General features: G+C 29.8%; 19 protein-coding genes. 13 read left to right on the top strand and 6 right to left on the bottom strand.

The window, feature by feature from the left end:
- Nucleotides 1–18 precede the first annotated feature (18 nt).
- The 4 genes from GYM73_RS05400 (at nt 19) to prmC (ending at nt 5,744) form a co-directional block, all read left to right on the top strand.
- The gene (locus tag GYM73_RS05400; RefSeq protein ID WP_220233204.1) at nt 19–600 is read left to right on the top strand and encodes a porin family protein; all 582 of its coding nucleotides are present in this window, start codon (nt 19–21) and stop codon (nt 598–600) included.
- Between the two features lie 531 nt (nt 601–1,131).
- Nucleotides 1,132–1,353 (top strand): DUF2795 domain-containing protein, encoded by a 222-nt coding sequence (locus GYM73_RS05395; protein ID WP_055424695.1) that lies wholly within the window; start codon nt 1,132–1,134, stop codon nt 1,351–1,353.
- A gap of 97 nt (nt 1,354–1,450) precedes the next feature.
- Nucleotides 1,451–4,783: a preprotein translocase subunit SecA gene (secA, locus tag GYM73_RS05390; RefSeq protein WP_220233203.1), complete on the top strand. Its 3,333-nt coding sequence runs from the start codon at nt 1,451–1,453 to the stop codon at nt 4,781–4,783.
- Between the two features lie 91 nt (nt 4,784–4,874).
- Entirely contained in the window at nt 4,875–5,744 is an 870-nt protein-coding gene (gene prmC, locus GYM73_RS05385) for a peptide chain release factor N(5)-glutamine methyltransferase (protein WP_220233202.1), read from the top strand.
- A 79-nt stretch (nt 5,745–5,823) separates the two neighbouring features.
- Here the strand turns inward: prmC and GYM73_RS05380 are convergent, their stop codons facing one another.
- The 6 genes from GYM73_RS05380 to GYM73_RS05355 all read right to left on the bottom strand — a co-directional run bounded on the left by GYM73_RS05380 (nt 5,824) and on the right by GYM73_RS05355 (nt 12,917).
- Nucleotides 5,824–6,243: a hypothetical protein gene (locus tag GYM73_RS05380; protein ID WP_220233201.1), complete on the bottom strand. Its 420-nt coding sequence runs from the start codon at nt 6,241–6,243 to the stop codon at nt 5,824–5,826.
- An 895-nt stretch (nt 6,244–7,138) separates the two neighbouring features.
- Nucleotides 7,139–7,486, bottom strand: a complete 348-nt coding sequence (locus GYM73_RS05375) for a hypothetical protein (protein WP_220233200.1) — start codon at nt 7,484–7,486, stop codon at nt 7,139–7,141.
- Between the two features lie 10 nt (nt 7,487–7,496).
- Nucleotides 7,497–7,967 carry an ankyrin repeat domain-containing protein gene (locus tag GYM73_RS05370; protein WP_220233199.1) on the bottom strand — a complete coding sequence of 157 codons (471 nt, stop codon included), beginning with the start codon at nt 7,965–7,967 and terminating at the stop codon, nt 7,497–7,499.
- Nucleotides 7,968–7,973: 6 nt separating this feature from the next.
- Nucleotides 7,974–9,857, bottom strand: a complete 1,884-nt coding sequence (locus GYM73_RS05365; RefSeq protein WP_220233198.1) for a polymorphic toxin-type HINT domain-containing protein — start codon at nt 9,855–9,857, stop codon at nt 7,974–7,976.
- Nucleotides 9,858–9,862: 5 nt separating this feature from the next.
- Entirely contained in the window at nt 9,863–10,672 is an 810-nt protein-coding gene (locus GYM73_RS05360) for a hypothetical protein (RefSeq protein ID WP_220233197.1), read from the bottom strand.
- Nucleotides 10,673–10,682: 10 nt separating this feature from the next.
- Nucleotides 10,683–12,917, bottom strand: coding sequence for a type VI secretion system Vgr family protein (locus tag GYM73_RS05355; protein WP_220233196.1), 2,235 nt, complete (start codon nt 12,915–12,917; stop codon nt 10,683–10,685).
- 515 nt (nt 12,918–13,432) lie between these two features.
- Between GYM73_RS05355 and bshC the strand changes: the two genes are divergently transcribed.
- The 9 genes from bshC (at nt 13,433) to GYM73_RS05310 (ending at nt 25,647) form a co-directional block, all read left to right on the top strand.
- Nucleotides 13,433–15,031, top strand: coding sequence for a bacillithiol biosynthesis cysteine-adding enzyme BshC (bshC, locus tag GYM73_RS05350; RefSeq protein WP_220233195.1), 1,599 nt, complete (start codon nt 13,433–13,435; stop codon nt 15,029–15,031).
- 36 nt (nt 15,032–15,067) lie between these two features.
- The gene (locus GYM73_RS05345; RefSeq protein WP_220233194.1) at nt 15,068–16,801 is read left to right on the top strand and encodes a LysM peptidoglycan-binding domain-containing protein; all 1,734 of its coding nucleotides are present in this window, start codon (nt 15,068–15,070) and stop codon (nt 16,799–16,801) included.
- A 56-nt stretch (nt 16,802–16,857) separates the two neighbouring features.
- Nucleotides 16,858–17,745, top strand: coding sequence for an ACP S-malonyltransferase (fabD, locus tag GYM73_RS05340; RefSeq protein ID WP_160566347.1), 888 nt, complete (start codon nt 16,858–16,860; stop codon nt 17,743–17,745).
- 371 nt (nt 17,746–18,116) lie between these two features.
- A complete protein-coding gene (locus GYM73_RS05335) occupies nt 18,117–18,812 on the top strand; it encodes an ABC transporter ATP-binding protein (protein ID WP_105297756.1) in 696 nt (231 codons plus the stop codon).
- 10 nt (nt 18,813–18,822) lie between these two features.
- Nucleotides 18,823–20,052: an ABC transporter permease gene (locus GYM73_RS05330; protein WP_220233193.1), complete on the top strand. Its 1,230-nt coding sequence runs from the start codon at nt 18,823–18,825 to the stop codon at nt 20,050–20,052.
- Nucleotides 20,053–20,083: 31 nt separating this feature from the next.
- The gene (locus GYM73_RS05325; protein WP_160543213.1) at nt 20,084–21,334 is read left to right on the top strand and encodes an ABC transporter permease; all 1,251 of its coding nucleotides are present in this window, start codon (nt 20,084–20,086) and stop codon (nt 21,332–21,334) included.
- A gap of 193 nt (nt 21,335–21,527) precedes the next feature.
- Nucleotides 21,528–24,146, top strand: a complete 2,619-nt coding sequence (locus tag GYM73_RS05320) for a valine--tRNA ligase (RefSeq protein ID WP_220233192.1) — start codon at nt 21,528–21,530, stop codon at nt 24,144–24,146.
- A gap of 129 nt (nt 24,147–24,275) precedes the next feature.
- Nucleotides 24,276–25,169 (top strand): hypothetical protein, encoded by an 894-nt coding sequence (locus GYM73_RS05315; RefSeq protein WP_220233191.1) that lies wholly within the window; start codon nt 24,276–24,278, stop codon nt 25,167–25,169.
- Nucleotides 25,170–25,509: 340 nt separating this feature from the next.
- Nucleotides 25,510–25,647, top strand: coding sequence for a multidrug transporter (locus tag GYM73_RS05310; protein ID WP_105297751.1), 138 nt, complete (start codon nt 25,510–25,512; stop codon nt 25,645–25,647).
- Nucleotides 25,648–25,808: the final 161 nt, after the last annotated feature.

Raw genomic sequence — 25,808 nt, 5'->3', positions numbered from 1 at the left:
CCAAAAAATTATATATTTATGAAAAAAAGCGTTCTTTTATTATTATTAATTCCGATTTTGTCTTATTCGCAAGTAAGATTTGGTGTAAGAGGAACACTTCAAAATACAAGTGTTTCCAATATACATAAAGAATCCAGCAGTAGAAATGCAGCATCTATAGGTGTTTTAGCCCAAATTCAATTAGACTCTTATAATCGGTTTTTCATACAGCCTGAGATATCATATTCCATGCAAGGCGAAAAAGATAAGGTTAAGATGTCAGGAAATCAAACGAAAGCTAAATTTTTTCAAAATTATATAAACATACCGATTTATTTTAGGGCGTATTTATCAGAATCCGAAAGCGAATTTTTTGCAGAAGTTGGACCTCAATTAGGAATATTAATATCCCAAAAAGATAAAGACTTAGAAAAAAAGCGATACGGATCCAACCCTAAGAATCTTGATACATCCATATCAGTAGGGTTAGGATATAGCATTGTAAGAAAATCAGAAATTTTCGTTCGTTATAATTACGGTTTTATGGATATTTATGATAAATTTTACCAAAAACAAAATACATCAGTAATTGCTTTAGGTTTTGCCTATATTTTTGATTAACGAAATATAAATAAAATATATTCATGGGATTAATTTTGTTTAATCCCATTTTTTTATGCTTATAACTCTCTGTGTTTTTTAAATATTTGATCTAAAATACCGACAGCTTTAAGCTTTATCTATGAAAAATTGTCAGTTATAATATATGACATTTGTGACAGAAAATTTTCAGCTATTATTTTTTTTAAAATTGCAACATTTATTTTTAAAATATGTATTATTTAAACTAAAGGACACTTTTTATAAAAATAATATTAATATTTTTATTTATAACAGTACAATAATTTATATTTTAAATACAATAATTATCACTTTTATATATTGTCTGACCTATATAATAGTCAACTTGATAAAAATTATTGACGATAATAATCCAATAAACTAAGTGAACAAATTATCTCAAATACTATAATAATTAGATTATAAATTGAAACTATTTGTATTAAATAGAAATAAAAAATGGGATTAAAAAATTTGGCTTGAAGTTTGATGTGTGGAAGGAAAAATTAATCATAATATAAATTTTACCTTATGTATTGGACCTTAGAATTAGCGTCTTATTTAAGTGATGCGCCGTGGCCCGCCACAAAAGATGAATTAATTGATTATGCCATCAGAACCGGCGCCCCTTTGGAAGTAGTTGAAAATCTACAGGCAATTGAAGATGAGGGCGAGATTTACGATAGCATTGAAGAAATATGGGCGGATTATCCGACTGATGATGATTTCCTCTGGAACGAAGATGAATATTAATTTATAAGCCCTAGCTCGTTTAGGGCTTTACTTTTCATAGTTCATACTAAAAAAGCTTTTTTTTAGTACATTTGTACGTACAAATTAATTACATATAATGAATATATTAAATTCAGTCCTCAAATTATTTATTGGGGATAAACATAAAAAAGATCTTGCACAATTAAATAAATATCTGGACAAAATTAAAAAGGAAGAAGAAAGTATTTCTTCTTTATCTTTTGATGATCTAAGATTTAAAACCATTGAGTTTAAAGAAAAAATATCTCAAGCAACTTTTGATCTTAAAAATAAAATTGCAGAATTAAAAGAACAAACTCAAAATGTTGATAATATAGACGAAAAAGAGCGATTATACAGCGAGATTGAAAAATTTGAGAAGGAATCCTACGAAGTAGAAGAAAGAATATTGGAAGAAATACTTCCTCAAGCGTATGCTTTAATTAAAGAAACAGCCCGACGATTTGCTGAAAACAATACTATTACCGTTACAGCCACCGAGTTTGATAAAACATTGGCATTAACTAAAGAGTATGTTACCATTGAAGGAGATAAAGCCGTATGGAGAAATTATTGGAATGCGGCGGGTAAAGAAGTAAAATGGGACATGATTCATTATGATGTTCAGTATATAGGAGGAACGGTATTACATCAAGGAAAAATTGCTGAAATGGCAACCGGTGAGGGAAAAACGTTAGTAGGAACACTTCCTATGTATTTGAATGCTCTACCGGGACGTGGAGTTCATGTAGTAACAGTTAATGATTATTTAGCAAAACGGGACTCCGCATGGATGGCTCCTTTGTTTGAATTTCATGGATTAAAAGTAGATTGTATTGATAACCATCAACCTAATTCTGAATCTCGAAGACAAGCTTATCTTGCTGATATTACTTACGGAACTAATAATGAATTTGGATTCGATTATTTACGTGACAATATGGCAAATTCTCCAAATGACTTAGTTCAAAGAGAACTTAATTATGCCATTGTCGATGAGGTAGATTCCGTTCTAGTAGATGATGCACGTACGCCATTAATTATATCCGGTCCGGTACCTCAAGGAGATAAACAAGAATATCAGGAATTAAAACCGGTTGTTGAAACCATTTTTACGGCTCAAAAAAATGAAATTTCAAAATTATTTCAGGAAGCAAAACAATTAATAGCTTCTGGAGATAAAAAAGAAGGAGGTTATAAATTATATCAAGTATATAGAGGATTACCTAAACATAAGCCTTTAATTAAATACCTTTCAGAAGAAGGGAACAAAGCTATTTTGTTAAAAGCAGAAGCTTATTTTATATCGGATAATAACCGAATGATGCCTGAGGCTGATAAAGATTTATATTTTTCAATTGATGAAAAAAATAATCAGGTGGAACTTACCGATAAAGGAATTGAATTTTTGTCAAAAGGAAATTCCGATCCTAACTTTTTTGTATTAGAAGATTTAGGAACTGTATTTGCCGATATTGAAAATAAAAACTTATCCAAAGAAGAAGAACATAAAGAAAAAGAAGAATTCTTACGATACTTTGCTATCAAATCCGAACGTATTCATTCTTTAAGTCAATTGCTCAAGGCATATACTTTGTTTGAGAAAGATGTAGAATATGTTGTAATTGACGGACAAGTTAAAATTGTTGACGAACAGACCGGACGTATTATGGAAGGGCGTCGTTATTCTGATGGATTGCATCAAGCTTTAGAAGCTAAAGAAAATGTAAAAGTCGAAGCAGCAACACAAACATTTGCTACAATTACTTTACAGAATTACTTTAGAATGTATAATAAATTGGCAGGTATGACCGGTACTGCCGAAACGGAAGCCGGAGAATTTTGGGAAATATATAAATTAGATGTAGTGGTTATTCCTACCAACAAACCTGTAATTAGAAATGACCAACAAGATTTAGTTTATAAAACCAACAGAGAAAAATTCAATGCCGTTTTAAATGAGGTGATACGTTTATCTCAAGAAGATAAAAGACCGGTATTGGTGGGAACTACTTCTGTAGAAATTTCCGAATTATTAAGCAAAGCTTTAAAATTAAGAAAAATACCGCATAATGTATTAAATGCAAAATTACATAAAAAAGAAGCAGACATTGTTGCAGAAGCGGGAAATCCGGGAGTAGTAACTATTGCTACCAATATGGCAGGAAGGGGTACCGACATTAAGTTAACGGATGAAGTTAAAGCCGCAGGAGGGTTAGCTATTATTGGTACGGAAAGACATGATTCTAGACGGGTAGACAGACAGTTAAGAGGTCGTGCCGGTCGTCAGGGAGATCCGGGATCTTCTCAATTCTATGTTTCTTTAGAGGATAACTTAATGCGTTTATTCGGTTCTGATCGAATAGCTAAAATGATGGATCGATTAGGGCATAAGGAAGGAGATGTAATTCAACATTCTATGATCACTAACTCTATTGAAAGAGCTCAGAAAAAAGTTGAAGAAAATAACTTTGGAATTCGTAAAAGATTGTTGGAATATGACGATGTAATGAATAAACAAAGGGAAGTAATTTACAGCAGACGTAAAAATGCTCTTTTTGGTGAGAAATTAAGTATCGATATCGCTAATATGATTTATGACACTGCTGCTTTGTTAGTTAGAGACAATAAACAAGATAAAAACTATAAAAATTTTGAGTTTGAGTTGGCAACAGTGTTTGCTATGGATACTCCTGTAGATGAAGCAGAGTTTAACAGATTATCTGAAAAAGAACTTGTTGATAAAGTTTTTGAACAAGCAGAAGCTTATTACAAAGAAAAATTAGAAAATACGGCACAACAGTTGTATCCTATCATATCTAACGTCTTTTTAGCAAGAGGAAATACATTTAAAAATATTTCGGTTCCTTTTACTGACGGCACAAAAGTATTAAATGTAACCACCAATTTAGAAGATGCTTACAATTCTGAAGGAAAAGCTTTATTAAAAGACTTTGAAAAAGGAATTACTTTAGCATTAATAGACGAAAATTGGAAAGAACATTTAAGAGAGATGGATGAATTAAGAAAGTCTGTACAATCAGCCGTTTACGAACAAAAAGACCCGTTGGTTATTTATAAACAAGAATCCTTTGCTTTATTTAGGGATATGCTAGATAAAACCAATAAAGAAATTATCTCTTTCTTGTTCAAAGGAGGTTTACCATCTGAACCTGAAGAATCAAAAATAGAACAAGCTCGTGAAGTAAAACAAAAAGTGGTTGAGAGCAGAGAATTTGTTGAAAACGATGAAAAACAGACTCAAGAAAAGTCGGTTTCCGAACCATTACGTGTAAACAAGATCGGAAGAAATGAAATGGTACATGTGCGTAATTTGAGAACCGGAGAAGTTAAATCTTTGAAATTTAAACAAGCGCAAAGTCTTATAGAGGAGGGAAGTTGGATATTGGTTGATCAAGAAGATGAATAACTTCTAAAAAATATTAGAAATTTGAGCCGGAATAATAATATTTTATTATTCCGGTTTTTTATAAAAAAATTAAAACCTTAATGCATTTAGCATGAAATCATTAGCAGAAATTAGGAACGAGTTTATTAAAAATCTTTCTTTGCAATATACTCTTAAAGAAATAGATATTATTTTTTATGCGTTGGCAGAAACATATTTGCATAAAGATAAAATTACTTTAAAATTAGGATTGGATGAAATGCAAGAAGATTCTCAAATAAAGCCTACACTTTTTCAAACAGCCTTATTTCATTTAATTAGCGGTATGCCTTACCAATATGTGGTAGGATATACGGAATTTTACGGCTGTAAAATTTCTGTAAATCCCCATGTTTTGATTCCCAGACCGGAAACAGAAGAATTGGTATCTTGGATTTGTAATGACTTTGAAAATAAAAATGAGGAATTGAATATCATCGATTTATGTTCCGGAAGTGGATGTATTGCTATTGCATTAGCTAAAAACTTAAAAGCAAAAGTATCTGCTCTTGAAATTGATGAAAAGGCGATAAATTTAGCCAAAAAAAATGCAGAAAGTAATCAAGTTCAGGTAGATTTTATACAGGCTGATTTACTTAATACGGGGCATCTAATAAAGAATACTGAAAAGTATGATATTATTGTATCCAATCCTCCTTATATCAGAGAATATGAAAAAGAAGGTATGGAGAGTAGGGTAGTCAATTATGAACCATCCAAGGCCTTGTTTGTACCGGACAATGATCCATTTGTTTTTTACAGGAGTATAATAGATTTTTCTCTAAAAAATATGAAGCCACAAGGAAGAGTATATGTTGAAATTAATCAAGATTTAGGAGAAAAAACCAGACAATTGTTTTTGGAATACTTTAATTACGTAGAATTAAAACAAGATATATCCGGAAATTTTAGGATGATTAAGGCTAAAGAAATAGCTTCCTAAACAAGTAAATTTTTTATGTAATGTATTATTGCTTTAGAAATAAAAAAATTAAATCTTAAGATAAAAAATAAGCTTTATTTTATAAAATAATACTTCCTAAACGAGAAAATTTCAATTTTTTATCGGTAACATACGTTCCTTCTAATTTAATTCCGCTACAGTTACGGGCGCATATACTGGATTCATTTCCATTTAAAGACCTGCGATAGGTATATATAAAATCATGTGAATTAGGTATATTAATTGAAAATCTTTTATCTTTATAAACGTTTGGTATAAAGGTAATTTTTCCACTTTCAAATGCTTTAGTTAATTCAAATAAATTTAAAAGAGTATGGCTGGTTTCGGAATTATTGCTGTAATGATCATCAAAATAATTTTTATCCTTAGTTGCATCTTTAAATAAGTGATTACTTCTAAAATTAAAGTCAAAAGTACAAGTATATTCTTCTTTACCAATTTTAATTTTTCTCTCCAATGTATAATCAGAATCTTCCATAATTTTTATATTTTTATAAATATAAGCATATTAATTGAAATATAAGTATATATATTTAAAAATTTATATTTATTATTTTTTATAAATATGTATTAATGCTTAATTAATAATATATTTTTAATAATGTGTGAATTTATTCAAATTAAAAAATGGATTAAAATTAATTGGATTCTATCTATTATTATAATGTTTCTTTAAATTTAAAATAATTGTGATCATTTGATCATGTTTATTTGGAATTATACTTAATTCTTTGTTTAATATTATATAAATAATTTTACTAAAATCATTGAAAATATCAAGGTAAATCTATTCTATTAATACAAATTGAGTTTATACAGAGATTTTAACCAATAAATCTTTTATTCCTCAAAGTTTAATTATAAAATTGCTTAATAAACTAAATAATTTAAATATAAGAATATATATAATAATATTTTAAAATTTATTCATTTATAAATATATTTATATTTTTCATACAATTCTTTAATATTCAACATATGTAATTTACTTTTAACTATAAATTAAAGCAGTAGTAAATTTTAAAAGAGATTTATATTTAACCTTTATATTTTTATATTTTAATCTGTTAAAACAGGGTGATAATAGGCATATTCTTTATCTTCTAAAATTCATATAGCAATTACAATCTATTTATTTTCAAAAGGTTACTCCTACATATGATTTAATTAACAAATCTAATTTTATTTTACCCGAAATAATTTCGTCCGGATTACAAAAACTAAACGTAATCTTGTTTTTCCATAACATCTAAAGACTTAATACTATTTCAATTTATCTATAATATTTTAGAAAATTTATACGTATAAGAATATATTTTGAAATATGTATAAAATATAATTTGATAAGAATATCGACTATTAAAAAGTATTAATTACTTATTATATCCGTTAAGTGTTTTTTTATTCATAGTGAATTTTACCATTCCATCAACTACAATAATTCTATTATTTCTATATATTTCCGTAATAATTTTTTTGCACTCATCTATATTTGCCCTTTTAAGAAAGTTCACAAATGTTGGAGCAATAGATATATTCACCAAAAACAGATTTTCGTTTTCACAATATAACTTCAAAACACTATTATTATCGTCTTTGATTCCAAAAAGGCTCCCATTTTCTTTTGACAGCTCATCAAATTCTTTTAAACACTCATGTTCTGAGAAATTTAAATTTTCTAAATATTGATGTTTAATTATATCATTAAAAAATATTTCCATACATATTTGATTATTTATATTTTTCTAATATTGTTAATAAGTCTTTATCATTCAAAATTTTTGCCAAATCATAGCATGTTTTATTAGAATGATTTATTATATCAATTTTTGCGTGAAATTCTAAATATAAAATAACTAAGTCATACTGCCTCCTAGAATTAAATATTGCTGTCCATAATGGGGTATTTCCCCATGAATCTTGTTTATTAACATCTCCTCCATTTTCTAAAATTAATTTAGCTATTTCTAAATTTTTATATAAAGGGATATAATGCAATGCTGTTTGACCATTTGAATCTTCGCTATTAACATTTATATTTTTTGATATTAAAATTTTTGCTATATCAAAATGTTTTGAAACTATAGCTTGCTGCAATAATGATTGCTTTTCTACATTCCTAGCATTTATTATGCTTTTATTTAAAATATTTTTTAATACATTAATCTTATTTTCTCTAACTAATCTAAATATATCTTCCATTTTATATTATTTTTTTTCAAATTTTCTACTTCTATTACTTGATGGAGATTCTGGAAGGTAATTTTCTGGATTTCTATATTCATCTAAAAACTCTTGATATGTAATTTGTTCATTTTCATATTTATCACATAATCTTCTATATTCATTTCCTGGAGTATGTCCCATGTCCCACGTACGAGTTTCATCCTTTAATCTATTCCAAGTTATTGGTTCTGAAGTGTTTGGATCTAAAGCTATCTCAGAATAATCATCTTTTGTTAAAAGTTTATTACCTTTAGAATCTGTAAGTGCCCTTTTTTCCCAAACCTCTTCAACTTGACCTGGAGCATATTTAGGCCTATTAGTTCTTAATTTAGGACGTTTTTGATTTGGAAATTCAGCAAATCTCTTTCTATTATATCTTTTTCGTTTAGAAATTCTTGTAGGATCAGATTTTTTGGTAGCAACACCAGAATTCTTTTTTTTGGTAGTAACATCAGAATTCTTTTTTTTGGTAGTAACATCAGAATTCTTTTTATTGTTAGCGACATCAGAATTCTTTTTATTGTTAGCGACATCAGAATTCTTTTTATTGTTAGCGACATCAGATTTCTTTTTATTGTTAGCGACATCAGAATCCTTATATCCATTATGCACCAATATTCCTTCTTCGGTAACATAATAATTTTCATTATCTTTTACGGTTAAATTATAAACTTTTTCATAATGTGGCAAAATTTCTTTATTAAGGACTGAAATATAGTCGCCGTGTTTATTTTGTAGAAGGTCGCCTACTTGCAGCGCTCGGGCTTCTATCCATTCTTCGTTGTTATAGAACCGGTGCTCGGGTGTTACCCGCAGCATTTCGTTCCCAGAAATCTCAAGTCCACACATTTGCATGGTATACCGCTGGTGTGTGACTAAAATAGGTTTGTATTCCTGTTCTTGAGTTTGCTCATTAAAAGTTAATACTTTATCCTCAACTTTTAAGTCTTCGATATGGGCAAGGCCGTTATCGGTATGTACCAATGTTCCTTCAGGAAAACAAACGGTAGTAAGTCCTTTAGCAGCAAAGATACTCATTATTAAGCTCAATGTGCAATCTTGAATTTTTTCCATTAAGCTTTGATCGCTACTCCAAATTTTATACTGTTGATAGTAGGCGCCTCCAATTCCTAAACCTCTGACTATTTTACAAAAGATTCCGCCATTGCCGAATCCCTTAAAAGTAAATTGTTCAAACAAATCTTTCTTGGCAGTTTGTAAAAAGTCTTTTCCAAATTCTTTTCCAAAAGTAGTTACTCCCTGTTTCGTAAGTAAAGCTCCGGATTCCCTTGCAGCCGATGTAGCACCCATAGCCATACTTCCTATACCTCTTCCGGCTAAAAATCCAAAAGCAAATTGACTTAGATGACCTAAATTGGTTAATGTTGCTGAACCCCATGCACTCCAAGCAGTTTCCTTAGGGGTTATTGTTCCTCCCTCTTGGGGACATATCATGACTGAATTTAGCGTTAGAGCCTTGCCTTTAACTATTTCAACCTCAAGTGTTTGAGTCCAAACTCTGCTAGAGGCTGCTCTTGTACATATAGCATTTCCGCTAAGCATAACGGCTGCTATGGCTACAGCTATAATTCCTGCTACTACCCACCCGGGTCCGGGAATACAAGCGCAGGCTGCCGCAATGGCTCCCGCTCCCAAAGAAGCAACACCTGCAACAGCACCCGCTAAAAAAGCATACTTACCTACACAAGTGAAGTTGTTACTTTTTAATGTATCTTTAGAAGTAGCTGCTAAATAACCTCCAATTTTTACTGTATTATGGCTAGTAACTTTTATCTTTTTAGGCTTTAATCCTTTATTACAAACTAAGTAATGTTTTTCTGTGAGATACTGATCATTTTCATCCATGGTTTTTAAATTATTTCAATTAGTTTCATTTCTAGATAGGAATGGGTAGAATAATTCTTTCCTAATTCTTCCTTTAAACTGAATCCTGAATAATCAAGTTCTCTCTTATCGTTGTAATAATATTTTCCATTTAAGAAAAAAGTGGGCTGCATACTTTTGTCATTAACAGATTCTTTAAGCCTTTTTATAGTTTCCGGAGATAATTCCATTTCTGAATGAAAAACTTTTTCATAGTTATTATTTTCCGTATTTTTTCCAATAGACGTTATTTTTAAAGGAATAATTACACCTGAACCGAATTGATCCATCTCATTTTTTTTAAAAATTGTGTGTAAATTAGGCTCCAATGCGCGACCTAAAAGGAAAAAATATTGGTGGATAAAATGAATATATTGTATATTTTTAAACATAAATTTTTCTTCTTTTAATTCGAACTCAATACCTCTTATAATTTTATAAGACTCCAAGGGATGGGTGTTTATAAGCCATTCCTTAACTTTTTCCCATTCTTTATTTATATGATATATATTATTAATTTTTTCAATATTTCCAAAACGATTGACTGTAATATCTAACTCTTTATATATACTACATATCTTATTAGTCATTTCAGTAATTGCGGTGAGTATTGCATCTTCATATTGAATAAGTTCATACTCCAACTCTTTAATAAAATATCTTCTATCTCCATTATTTTTTTGTTCTAATAAGGTAATTTCTGTCTTAATCTTTATTTTAAATTTACTTTCAACTTCAACAGCCTTAGTTGTTCCTTCAATATTTTGTTGATACACATATTTTTTATTTAATACCATATTACATTAATTATGTGTTTATTTTAACTTCTTGTCCGTGAATATTAGTTGAAGACATGCCAGTAATATTGATATTTTTACTATTAATAACTAAATGTTCTGCTGCACCTAAATTGGTTTGTTCAGTTGCGTTTAATGTTATTAATTTTCCATTAACTGAAATAGTACCGTCTGCCTTGATTGAAACAGTACTAACACCAACTGTTATTTTAAATTCTTTTGTAGCATTTAAAGAAACTTCACCGGTTTTACTCATTTGTATAACAGAATTTTTATCTCCTACATTGATTTCATGTTTTGATTTAGATTCCTGTTTGGTATTTCCACTATTATCCATGGTAATAGCCGTTTGTCCATTTCCTACATCTATAATATTGGTTTTGCCAACTTTTGTTATATTATCAATATCTACTTTTGTAGTAGCATTCCCTTTTCCATCAAAGTTCATCATCGCAGGTCCTTGGTCAGCCAAAGTCATGGAGCCTTCTTTATCATTGAAAGTAAGGTTAGATCCTGCTGCTGTTTGCAAACCTTTCATATAATTACCTGCTCCCCCGTGTCCGGATTTACCTCCTCCATTAAACATAGCCCCTAAGCTTACCGGCTTTTCTGCATTTCCGTTTTCAAAACTTACGATTACTTCCTCACCAATTTCAGGCACTACATGCATTCCTTTGCCTTTTCCTGCATACGGGGTAATTGAACGAATCCAGGGTGTCATACCGTTAAAAGGCTTTTGCCAAGGAAACTGTACCCGAATTCGGGACATTCCCTCCGGGTCGTTATTATCCGTAACCGTAGCCGATTGCTCTTCACACAAAGGAATTGCATCTTCATCCATATATTCAGGAACCATATTGTCCATAGGCACACCTATCAATTCATTATAATATCCTTCGGTAATATCTTGAGAATGCGTAATTTCTATAATTTTATATCGTTCCAAAGGAACTTCCCCGTCTTTAAAAAGTCCGCTTTTAGGCATCCAGCCTTTAAGCTTTACAATATCTCCCAATCTTAAATTAGGATTATTGGTCTTAGCTTCTAAAAACAGTACATGTTGACGTCTGAGCTTTTGCCTTTCCACGGCTTGGGTTACCTCAATAGAACCTTTTTCCAATAAAGATTGATTGTATAAGGATAAAGGCACCTTAGCGTATATTTTTTCCGAAGCAGTGATAGCATGTTGTTGAAAAGGATTAACAATACTCCATTTAGGAGGAATACTGTCAGAGTCTACCGTATGGTTTTGAGCCCTTTTCGCATCATAACCAACATAGCTGAATTTTTGAGGAACTAATCTCATTTTCAGCTCATAACTGTAGACATCTTTTTCTTCCACCAATTCCACGGTTTTACCTCCCGCTCCTCCAAAAACAATTTGTTGCCCGTTATAATAGAGCCATTCCCCATACCTTGTAGCCAAACGTTTAATAAACTCCCAATCCGATTCACGGTATTGTACCGTATAAAGTAGAGGGTCTTTTAACATAGGACGTAAGTCCCAGCTGAGCAAATCCGATTGATATTCCGAAGTGGCCTGTTGAATAATAGCGTCCAAACTTTGATTTTCAAAACTTTGGCAATCCAGCCCGTTTTCCAATAAAATAGTAGGAGCATGGCCCTTGATAAAAAGCTTATTATAGCCATCCACCTTTTTATTGGAAAGTTCGGTAACAATACCCGAAAAAATATAAGCGGTTTGTCCGTATTGTTTGAGTTGAATAGAAATTTTCTTACCTAAAAGCTCACGAGAATTGGTCATCGGATAAGAATCCCTGTCACCGAATGCTTCCGCATAACAAGAAATTTCAAAATGGTCATGGTCCGCCATTTTTTGATTTAGCGTAAGAGTAAAATGACTGTCTCGTAATACTTCGTTACCATCAATAGAAATAGCTGCATAAACAATATGAGAATTTTTAAGTTGAGAAGCTAAATCCCCTCCATATTTAGCAAAAAATTGAGAAGCCATATCTTTAATTTTCTTTTCCAGAGCATCCGGAGGAGTTACACTAAAACAATCGGGAGGTTTAATGGCATCTTCAAGTTTAATGGATATATCACTACCGGCAACTATATTTTTTTTAAGCATATTAAGCTTATCCGAATGATCGGAAACAGGAGCTGTAAACGAATTAATTTTTTGATTTACCTTATCGGTAATTCCGGAAGAATCAACTATATTTTTAGTCAAATCTTTAGTGTTAAGATTCACCGAATTCTTTTTATCCAAAGGATTCATGGGATTTTAATTTAATTAAGTTAAAAAATAAAAACTAATATTTATAAAAAATATGGAGTAAATATAGTTATTTTATTTATTTATTAATAATTAAATATTAAAAAATATCTTAAATAAATACATAAAATAATAAATATATATCTATAAAAGCTAATAAAATTAAATAATAGAGAAGATTTATGAGTTTTGAATTTTTTATTAATATCTACACTATAAATATTACATAGATGAAATAATAACTTATAATGTAATATATTGGAGATGAGGTTTTTAATAGTAAATACGATTCTTTAATTTAAAATCAAAGTAAAGTATAAGATCTAATTCTACTAATTAATCTGTATTTCATTAAATATTTTAAATTAATAATTAATATACATTACTATTATTATTATAACTATTTGGCACAATTATTTTATTTACAGTACATAAGGTTAAAAACTAAATCTTTGTCATTACTATTTAAATACAAAAGTGTAGTTTTTATCTGAAAAAATTTATTGTAAATTTGAATTGTGAAAAATCAGATTAACATTGCCGATATTCCCGGAATTTCTCAATTAATTAAAGATTATGTAACTAAGGAGGAAAAAACAGCATCTCTTTATGGAAGAAATTTATCGCCTGAATCTTTACTTCTACAAGCTAGAGAAAAAATTACCAATTATAAACACAGGGAAAAGTTAGTTGATGAATTACAAAGACAGTTAAAAAATTTACAATTGTCTGAAAAGCAAACACTCAATCTAAAAAATCTTAGTTTAGCGAATTCAATAACTGTCACAACCGGGCATCAACTAAATTTAATGACCGGTCCGTTATATTTCATCTATAAAATTTTACAGGTAATAAAATTATGTGATACGATGAATGAAAGACAAGAGGAATTTAAATTTATTCCAATTTTCTGGATGGCTACGGAAGATCATGATTTTGAGGAAATAAATCATTTTAATTTTAATAGGGAATTTATAAGTTGGAATGAGAAACATCATGACTATGTAGGTGAAATTTCAACCGGTGGATTAAAAACTGTCCTATCCGATTTTTATGAAGAATTGAAATATTATCCTTTTGGAAAGGAATTAAGAAAGATTATTGAAAAATCCTATTATACCGCGGATAATCTTTCAGATGCCACTCGAATTTTAGTTCATGAATTGTTTAAAGAACATGGTCTATTGTTTATAGATGGTAATACAGAGTCTTTAAAAAAATTGTTTATACCTTTTATTAAAGATGATATCAAGGAAAAAAAATCTTTCCGAATCATTTCAAAAACAATCGAAAAATTAAAATCAAATCATTATAAAATACAAGTAAATCCAAGAAAAATTAATTTTTTTTATCATAAAAATAAAGAAAGAAACCGTATAGATGAAACCAATGGTAAATATTATATTTTAGGAAGCTGTAAAAATTTTAGTGAAGTTGAAATACTGGAAGAAATAGATAAACATCCCGAAAATTTCAGTCCCAATGCATTAATGAGACCGGTGTATCAGGAAGTCATATTGCCTAACGTTGCCTATATTGGTGGAAATGCAGAAATTGCATATTGGATGGAACTTAAAGATTATTTTTCTGCACAAAATATTCCTTTTCCTATATTGGTACCAAGAAATTCCTTTTTATTGATTAATGACAATCAAGAAAAAAGAATGAAAAAACTTTCTTTAAATATCAATCATTTATTTCTTCCTAAAGAACAAACAATTAATACCCTAGTAACTCAAAATTCATCCTATATATTTGATTTTGCAAAGTACGAAAGTCGTTTAAAAGTTATTTTCGATGATTTATTGAAAGAATCTGCCAATACAGATCCTAGTTGGAAAAATATGATTTTGGCTCAAAAGAAAAAGCAGCTCAATGGGTTGGAAAAAATAAACAAACGTTTTTATAAAGCAAATAGATTAAAACATAAAGAAATTGTGTACAATTTTGAAAAATTATATGAAGAATTATTTCCTGAAGGTAGTTGGCAGGAAAGGGTCTACAATTTTTCATTTTATTATGCCACAATGGGAACTGAATTTTTAGCTCGAATATATAATGAAATCAATGAATTTCAAAATATTGTAACAGTATTTAATTTAGAAAAAGGGAAATAAATAATTTAATTACATTTGCAACAAAGTTATTTAGAAATGAAAAAGCAATTTAATACGCTGCTATTATTATTTATAAGTTCCTTGATGCTTTCGCAACAGCAAAAACATACTGTTATGGCGAAAGAAACGCTTTATGGGTTAAGTAAAAAATACAATGTTTCTATTGATGATTTAAAAAAAGTAAATCCTCAATTAAACAGCCGTACACTTCAGATAGGGGAAATACTTAATATTCCGGATAAAAAAGCTTCTTCTAAAGCGAATGAGTATTTAACTTCCAACACTGCTAATAACACACAAAATATAGAAAATTCAAAAAATTTAGATTATTTTTATATTACCGTTGAGCCTAAACAAACGTTGTACGGATTAAGTAAAAAGTATCATACTTCGATTAAAAGCATAATAGCTCTTAATCCGTCTATGGATAAGAACGGTCCCAAAATTGGTGAAATTCTAAAAATTCCTGCCAATTCCTCATTGGAAAATTCAAATGCTTATAATCATGTTTATAGTGATGATAAAAAGGATCAGGAAGAATTAAAAATAAATAATTCAGATTCAAAAGAAGAAATCAACATAAAAGATAAAAAAGAGTTAACTTCGGCAAAAGATGATCCAATAGAAACTAATAAAAAAGAAAATATTGAAAATCAGAATGATAAGGAATCAGATATCTTAAGTAAAAATAAATTACCTGAAAATGGTTTACAGAATGATGCTAAAGATCAATCATTAAGTCAAGCCGATAGTGAATTTAGAAAAGACGGAGTAAATGTGGTTTTATTTTTACCTTTCCATACCGGAGAATCGTCCGTTAATGCGGAAAGACGTATAGCTACTCAATTTTATTCAGGAGTTAAACTTGCACTGGATTCTTTGTCCAATAGAGGAAAAAGAGTTCATGTAAAGATATTTGACACAAGTAATGATAATAAATTCAGAGAAATTGTAAATACCTATGATTTTTCGAATACCAATCTTATAATAGGACCTTTATTTAAATCGAACTTATTGACCCTAGCAGATAAAATTAAAAAAATTCCGATAATTTCTCCATTTTCTTCCAGCGATGACCTAGATAAACACGAAAATTTAATTTTATATAATACAAAAGATCAAATATTAGCTGAGAAAGTAACTGAAGAAATGTTAAAAAAATATTCCAACGAGAAAATATATATAGTATATGATGAGGAACATTTTAAAACGGCTCAATTTATTCAATCATTAATTAAAGATAGAAAAAATAATGCGGAAGTAATTTTAACTAAAAATGCAGAAGATATTAAACCGGATCAGAATTTAGTTACTGAAGAATATAATAAAATTTATGCCCTATTAATTTCAAATCAAGATCCGGTAATAAATAAATATTTGGATACGATAACTAGTTTTGAAAACAATCAAATACAACCTATTTCTTTATTTTACTCTTCTTTGTTTGATAATAAAAAATATGAAGAAAAACTTATAAATTTCGGATTGTTATATTTAGACACAAATTATGTAAATGAATTTGGATTTAATGAACAAAAAATGATGAATTTATATAAGAAAAAATATTGTCATATGCCGGATAAATATGCTATTACCGGTTTTGATGTAACCTATGATATTTTAAGTCGTGTTGATGAAAAAGGGAATTTATCAAACGCAATTATGAAAGCGGAAAGCAAACAAGTCAGCAATAAATATTCTTTTAGAAGAATAAATAAAAATGGAGCTTGGGTTAATCAAGAAGCTAGAATTATTCAATTATTAAAATAACTTAGAACAAACAAAATTACATATAACAATAAAATACTTAATATTAAAAAAAATTAATGAATTCATTAGTATTTCCCGGACAGGGTTCTCAGTTCCCAGGCATGGGAAAAGAAATATATGAGAGCAGAGCTGATATTAAAGAAATGATGAACTCTGCTAATGATATATTAGGGTTTAATATCATTGATATCATGTTTAAGGGAACCGAAGAACAACTAAAACAAACAAAAGTAACACAACCTGCAATTTTTATCTATTCCATAGCTTCTGCTAAAGTTAATGAAAATGCCCGAATTGAAATGGTAGCAGGGCATTCCTTAGGAGAATTTTCTGCATTAGTTGGAAATGGAGTCCTGTCTTTTGATAACGGTTTAAAATTAGTTTACGAAAGAGCCTTGGCGATGCAAGAAGCTTGTGAAGAAAATCCTTCTTCGATGGCAGCGGTTATAGGTTTAGATGATGAAACTGTCGAAAAGGTATGTCAGGAGATTTCCTCTGAAAATAATATTGTAGTTCCGGCAAATTATAATTGTCCGGGGCAATTGGTTATATCAGGAAATACAGAGGCAGTTAAACAAGCTTGTGAAACTTTAAAAGAAAAAGGGGCTAAAAGAGCAATTTTGCTGCCTGTTAGCGGGGCTTTCCATTCACCACTTATGAAGAGTGCCGAAAAAAGATTAGAAGAAGTTATTCTTAAAACTAAATTTAATACACCTAGTGTCCCAATATATCAGAATTATACCAGTAAAGCAGTTACCAATATTGAGGAAATAAAAGAAAATCTTATTAAACAATTGACCTCTCCGGTAAACTGGACAAAAATAATTCGTAATATGATACAGGATAATTGTTCGGTATTTACAGAAACCGGTCCGGGAAAGGTTTTACAAGGATTAATTAAAAAAATTGACAGTTCCGTTGAAGTTTCCTCACTTTCCAACTAAAAAAATTTGATAGAATACAAAAAAGAGATCTTATTATAAGATCTCTTTTTTTATGACGAATATTTTTTAATGATAAATCTCTAACTTTTTTTAAACAAAAAGATTTTAAATCTGTATAAAATATCACCATTTAGAATTTATGTTTATAAAAATTTTTAAAACAGATTAAACAAAAATTCATTAAAGGTTTATACGGATATAATTAATTTGCTTTAGTAAAAGCTATAATTAATCATTAAATTTAATTTATCGATCATTTTTAGTTTATATAGAATGTTAAACATATATTAAATAAACTGTTTCGATTTTGCGGTAATCTGTAACATTTAGTAGTTAAATTATACAAATTAGTAACTACAATTGCAAACGACATGATTTCATTGAAAAACATACATAAGTATTATGACATAGGTCATAATAAATTACATGTATTAAAAGGAATTAATCTGGAAATAGGAGAAGGAGAAATGGTTGCTATTATGGGATCTTCCGGATCAGGTAAATCTACCTTATTAAATATTCTTGGAATATTGGATTACGCTGACGAAGGAGAATATCTATTGGATGGGGTTAAAATTGAAAAAGATTTAAGCGAATCAAAAGCAGCAGATTATAGAAATAAATTTTTAGGCTTTGTTTTCCAGTCCTTTAACTTGATAAGCTTTAAAAATGCTATGGAAAATGTCGCACTTCCTTTATATTATCAAAAAGTAAAACGTTCTCAAAGAAATTCCAGGGCCATGGAATATCTAAAAAGGGTAGGATTAGATGATAGAGCAGATCATATGCCCAATGAACTGTCAGGTGGACAAAAACAAAGGGTGGCAATTGCTCGCGCTTTGGTAACACATCCTAAAGTTATTTTAGCCGATGAACCTACAGGAGCACTTGACAGTCAAACCACTTATGATGTAATAAAATTTTTACAAAAAATTAATAACGAAGGAAAAACTATTTTAATAGTTACACATGAACCCGATGTGGCGAAACAATGCAAAAGGGTAGTTCATTTAAAAGATGGTATAATTGAAAGGGATGAATTTATTAATCAAGAAGTTTTAGTATAATTTATTAACTATGTTTAATATAGATCGCTGGCAGGAAATATTTTATTCCATCAAGCAAAATAAATTAAGAACTTTTCTTTCGGGTTTTACAATATCATTAGGATTATTTATCTTCATTATACTTTTCGGTTTTGGAAATGGTTTAAAAAATGGCTTTTCACAAGCCTTCATATTGGATTCCTCCAGTACAATTAATATTATTCCGGGAAAAGCAATCGAAGCATATTTAGGTTTACAACAAAACAGGGATGTTACTCTTAAAAATGAAGATCTTGAACTTGTTAAGAAAGAATTTGATGAAAATTTAGAGTTTAAAACAGCTACCATCACACAGCCTGAAAATGTTACTTACAGAACATCCTCAGGAATCTATACAGTTCAGGCAACTTACCCGGATAAGCAATATATTGAGAAAGCAATTATTACATCAGGACGTTTTTTAAATCAATCAGATATAATAAACAAAACTAAATTTGCCGTTATAGGTCGATTGGTAGAAAAAGATCTTTTTAAAAATGAAAAAGCCTTAGGTAAATATATAAATATAGGCGGAATCAATTATAAAGTGGTTGGTATATTCTACGATGAAGGAGGGGATAATGATGAAAGAATAATTTACATCCCTATATCCACTTTACAAAGTCTCAAAAAAAATACGGATCATGTAAGCCAGATAGATGTTGCTTATTTATCGGATATGAAACCAAGTGTAGCTGTGAAATTAGGAGATGAGATTGAGAGAACTTTACGTTCTAAACTTAAAATTTCTCCTACGGATAAAACCGGTTTGGTTATTCGAAACAGAGCCCAAAATATGGAAGATACCTACTCGTTTTTCACGGTGATTTCTTCTTTGGTTATGTTTATAGGATTTGGTACCATAATGGCCGGAATTATCGGTATTAGTAATATTATGGTTTATATAGTAAAAGAAAGGACAAAAGAAATAGGAATTAGAAAAGCCTTAGGAGCAAAACCGTTCAGTATTGTTTGGCTTATCTTGCAAGAATCTATTTTCATTACAGTTATTTCCGGTATTTCAGGGGTTATTTTAGGTAGTCTGGCACTTTATTTTATAGGTAATAATCTTTCCACCTATCTTATAGTAGATCCTTCGGTAAGTAAAGAATTATTAATTTTTGCGACGGTATCCTTAATAACTTTTGGTACGGTAGCAGGATTTATTCCGGCAAGAAAAGCTGCAAAAATAAAACCTATAGAAGCCTTAAGTTCAGATTAAACTATTTATTGAAATTTAATATCTTATACAAATGCAAATTTTAGATAGAGAAACATGGGTTGAAATTTACCATACTCTCAGCAAAAATAAGTTGCGCACCATTTTAACAATGATCGGTGTGGCATGGGGAATGTTTTTGTATGTATTTCTTTTAGGAGCTGCTAAAGGTGCTGAAAATGGTTTTTATAAAATATTTGACGGATATGCAACCAACAGTATATTTCTTTGGGGTGGATCTACAGGTGAACCCTATAAAGGATACCCGAGAGGAAGGGAGTTAGCCATTCATTTGGATGATGTAGAATATTTGAAAAAACAAGTTCCTGAAATTGATTTTGTAGTACCTAGAAATGCTGCTTCCTCAGAACAAAGTGTTATAAACAGAAAAAATAAAAGTAAAAATTTCACCGTATTTGGTGATTTTGCTTCGGTATCCAAAGTACAAAAGAAACAATTGATTACAGGAAGATTACTAAATGAAGAAGATGATGTTCAGAAAAAAAAGGTTGCGATAATCGGTAAAGAGGTTTATGAACAATTATTCAATAATAAAGAAAATGCTATAGGTGAATATATCAAAATTAACGGAATTTATTTTCAAGTAGTTGGAGTTTACAGAAATCCAAATTCAGGATTTTTACCGGAAGATGTGGTTTATATTCCTTTCAATACCTATCAGAAAATCTACAATCAAGGAGATAAAGTAAATTGGATGGTAATTTCCATTAAACCACAATACAATGTTAATGTGGTCGAAGAAAAGATTAAAACAGCTTTAAGAAAAAAATACGATGTAGCTCCTACAGATGAAAAGGCTTTCGGTGCTTGGAATTTTGCTGAGAACTTTAGAAAATTAACCAATTTCTTAAAAGGATTGCAAATACTTACTTGGTTTGTGGGAGGTTTAACCATTCTTGCCGGAGTAGTTGCTATTTCCAATATTTTATTAATAACGGTGAAAGAAAGAACCCTGGAAATAGGTATCCGAAGAGCATTAGGAGCCAAACCGGGTGAGATAAGATCACAAATACTTATGGAAAGTGTGTTTTTAACTGTCTTTTCCGGTCTACTCGGTTTCATATTAGGAGTATTACTTTTAATAGGAATGAGTTCATTTATGGGCGATGCCAATCCTAAATTTCCGTTCTATAATCCAACCGTAAATATTTGGAACGTATTAGCAGCCTTGTTTTTAATGGTAAGTTTAGGTTTGTTTATTGGACTTATACCGGCCCAAAGAGCAGTTCAAATAAAACCGATTGAGGCTTTGCGAACAGAATAATAGTCATATAAATTAGTTTAATTTTGGAAATTATGACTTTATCTAAAAAATCAGATAAGTGATAAGACACAAAAGCAAATGCAATGGGATTTTCAAATTTTGAAAATCCTATTTTTATATCTAGTAATATAATTTTTTTAAAAAATTTTAATAAAATACTACCTTTGTAGTCATTCTCAAAAAATAAGAATACATGTCAGAAATTACAGCAAAATATTCTCCTAAAAACGTTGAAGATAAATGGTATAAATTTTGGATGGATAACCACTTTTTTCATTCAGAACCGAATGAGAAAAAACCGTATACTATTGTAATTCCTCCCCCTAATGTAACCGGTGTATTACACATGGGACATATGCTTAATAATACAATTCAGGATGTATTAATAAGACGTGCCCGAATGTTGGGATATAATGCATGCTGGGTTCCCGGAACAGATCACGCTTCCATAGCCACTGAGGCCAAAGTAGTTAATAAGCTAAAAGAACAGGGAATTAGTAAATTTGACATAGGAAGAGAAAAGTTTTTAGAACATGCATGGGAATGGACTCACACACATGGTGGTATCATATTAGAACAATTAAAAAAATTAGGTTGTTCTTGTGATTGGGATCGTACTAAATTTACCCTTGACGGTGATCTATATAATTCAGTAATTAAATGTTTCGTGGATCTTTATAATAGAGGATATATTTATAAAGGGAACAAGATGATTAATTGGGATCCGGAAGCGAAAACCAATATATCCGATGAAGAAGTAATTTATAAAGAACATAACGGAAAACTATATTTTTTGAGATATAAAGTAGCTCATGAAGACCATTATGTAATCGTAGCTACTACAAGGCCGGAAACTATATTCGGTGACACCGCTCTTTGTATAAATCCTAGTGATGAGCGTTATCAATTTTTAAAAGGAAAGAAAGTTATAGTACCGATCTGTAACCGAGAAATACCGGTCATTGAGGATGAATATGTAGATATGGAGTTTGGAACGGGAGTTTTAAAAATAACGCCTGCTCATGATGTGAATGATTATAATTTGGGTAAGAAGCACCAATTAGCTACCATTGATATTTTTAATGATAATGCAACTCTAAATGATAATGGATTGCATTATAAAGGAAAAGACAGATTCATAGTTCGTAAGGAAATAACTAAAGAGCTTAAAGAAAAAAATCTTCTTGAAAAAGAAGAAAATTATGTAAACAAAGTGGGAACTTCTGAACGAACCGGAGCAGTTATTGAGCCTAAAATATCGGTACAGTGGTTTATGAAAATGAAGGATTTTGCTAAACCGGCTCTTGATGCAGTATTAAATGAAGAGCTTAAACTGTATCCGGATAAGTTCGTTACTACTTACAAAAATTGGTTAGAAGACATTCATGATTGGAATATCTCTCGTCAGCTTTGGTGGGGACATAGAATACCTGCTTATTATTATGGAGAAGGCGAAAATGATTTTGTAATTGCAGAAACAAAAGAAGAGGCTCTAAAGTTAGCTCAAGAAAAAAACTCATCCATCACACCCGAAACCTTACGACAAGAAGAAGACGTATTAGATACCTGGTTTTCTTCCTGGTTATGGCCTATTTCAGTTTTCAATGGAATCAATGAACCGGACAATAAGGAAATTAATTATTATTATCCTACCCAAGATTTAGTTACCGGACCGGATATTATATTTTTCTGGGTTGCCAGAATGGTAATGGCAGGATATGCTTTCAGAAATGAAAAACCATTTTCTAACGTTTATTTCACCGGAATTGTACGAGATAAATTAAGAAGGAAAATGTCTAAGCAGCTCGGAAATTCTCCGGATCCTTTAAAATTGATTGAAGAATACGGAGCAGATGGTGTACGAGTAGGGGTATTATTAAGTTCATCTGCAGGAAATGATCTTATGTTTGATGAAGATTTATGTTTACAAGGGAGAAACTTTTCAAATAAAATTTGGAATTCTTTCCGTTTAGTACAATCTTGGAATGTAGATTCATCAAAACCTCAAACCATTGAAAGTAAAGAAGCTATATCTTGGCTAAAAAATAAAATAGCTAAAACAGTTACTTTAATAAATGGAGATTTTGAAAAATATCGAATTTCCGACGCTTTAATGAATATTTATAAACTCATTTGGGATGATTATTGCTCTTGGTATTTAGAAGCTGTTAAACCCCCATTTGGTGAAGATATTGATGAAAAAACTTATATAGAAACAATAGCGATTTTAGAAGACCTGTTAAAATTGCTTCATCCCTTCATGCCATTTATCTCTGAAGAGATTTGGCAAACAATTAAAAAAAGAGAAATACAAGAAAGCCTTATTATCACTTCCACAGTCTCTGAAAACGCATATAATGAATCCATTATATCCAATTTTGAAGTAACCAAAGAAATTATTTCAAGTATTAGAAATTTCCGTTCTGAAAAAGGCCTTTCACCCAAAGAATCGTTAACGCTTATAGTTAAATCATCCGATAAATTGGAAAATATTGCTACCATAAAAAAATTAGCTAATATTTCACAAATAAAGGATCAACTGAATGAAAATGAGCCATCATATACATTTTTAGTTGGTAAATTGGAATTTGCCATACCTTTTACACAAACAATCGATACAGAAGCAGAAAAAGCAAAAATATTGGAAGATATAGCTTATTTAGAAGGATTTTTAAAAAGCGTAAATGCAAAACTGTCTAATGAAAAATTTGTGAATGGAGCTCCTCAAAAAGTAGTCGAAATGGAAAGAAAGAAGCAATCTGATACACTGGAAAAATTAACTATTTTAAAAGAGAGCTTAAAAAAGTTATAAGACTAGCTATTTTTATCAAATTTTAGTTTACAGAAAGAAATAAAACTATTGAAACATTTCTAAATGATTTGATTTATTTGAATTAATAAGTAAATAGGATTAGTCCTATCAATTAAATACTGAGAACGTATGATGAAACTACTTAGCCTCATTTTTTGTCTAGTTTCAATAGTTTTATATAGTCAGGTAGAAAAAAATATATTAGACTTATCCGAATATCCCGAAAAAAATATATTGTCGTCTCAAATCAAGGAAACTTCTGCACTTGAGTTTTATAATGATTTCTTATATACCTGTAATGACAGCGGAGGAGAAGCCGAAATATATAAATTAAGCACCCTGGATGGAAAAATAGTAGAAACGATAAAAATCAAAGGAGTTAAAAATGTTGATTGGGAAGAATTGGCACGTAAAGGAGATACTCTTTTTATTGGTGATTTTGGAAATAATTTAGGAATTCGCAAAGATTTAACTATATATCAAGTAGTTTTGCCTACTAATGCAACAAATTTTAAAGAAATAACTATAGTCGATCAGTTTCAATTTACGTTCGAAGATCAAAGAGATTATGAAAACAAAGGAAACTTTAAGACAAACTTTGATTGCGAAGCGTTTATTTATTATAAAAATAAGCTTCATTTATTTACTAAAAGATGGGGAGATTTTCATACCGCTCATTACGAAATAGATTTAACTTCTGTATCAAAATCTAAAATTGCAAAAAAGATAGAAACTTTTAATACGGAATGTTTAATAACCGGAGCAGACATACTCAATGATATATTATATTTGATAGGATATACCAAAGAAGCAGCCTATGTATGGAAATTTTATGATTTCAAAGATCATAATTTTTTTAATGGTAAATCCAAACAAACCTTGATCGGTTTAACTGCTGCTATCGGTCAAACAGAAGGTATTGCCGTAACAGATTCCAAAATATATATAACCGCTGAAGAAATGAATTATTCGCTCTTTCATGTTAAACCCACGCTATATATTCTCAATAAAGATGAACTCTAGTTTAAATAATATTTTTTGATTTAAATTTATAACTGAAGATGGTTTTATTTAATATCATTTTATAATCCATAATTTTATATCTTTTAATTTAAATAGAAGGTTGCTAATGCTCAAATTAATAATCCTCAAAGTTATACCTTCATAAAAAAATAGATGTTTCTATCTGTATTTATCCTTGTAATCAGTTTTTTCATTTTATATTAAAAATAAAATCAAATACTATATTTAGTGAAAATAAATTTATTTATTTTAAAAGTAATAGAAGATAAAAAAATGAAAATATATACTTTATTTTTAAAAATTATTTTATCTTTGCCTATAAATCACAAAAATTAATACTATGGCTAAAGAAAAAAAAATAGTAAGGTACAGAGATGCCGAAACTGGACACTACACCACTAAAAAATATGCTGAAGAAAATCCTAAGACTACAGTAAGGGAGACTGATCGGGTTAGACCCAGAACTAAGAAAAAATAATAGTTAATTTTGCCTTTATCTTTTTTGTCATCTAATTAATAAATTATGCAAATGTTGCATTTATTAAATGAAAATTTATTCATTTTTCCTTAGTAACGTGGAAAAATCAAACCTTTATATATTGAAACTATCTGATTATAACAAAATTTCATTAATAGTTT

The organism is Apibacter sp. ESL0432, from assembly GCF_019469225.1.
Classification (GTDB): Bacteria; Bacteroidota; Bacteroidia; order Flavobacteriales; family Weeksellaceae; genus Apibacter.
The sequence above is the reverse complement of the archived record's forward strand: the minus strand, read 5'-3'. Positions and strand labels throughout refer to the sequence as shown.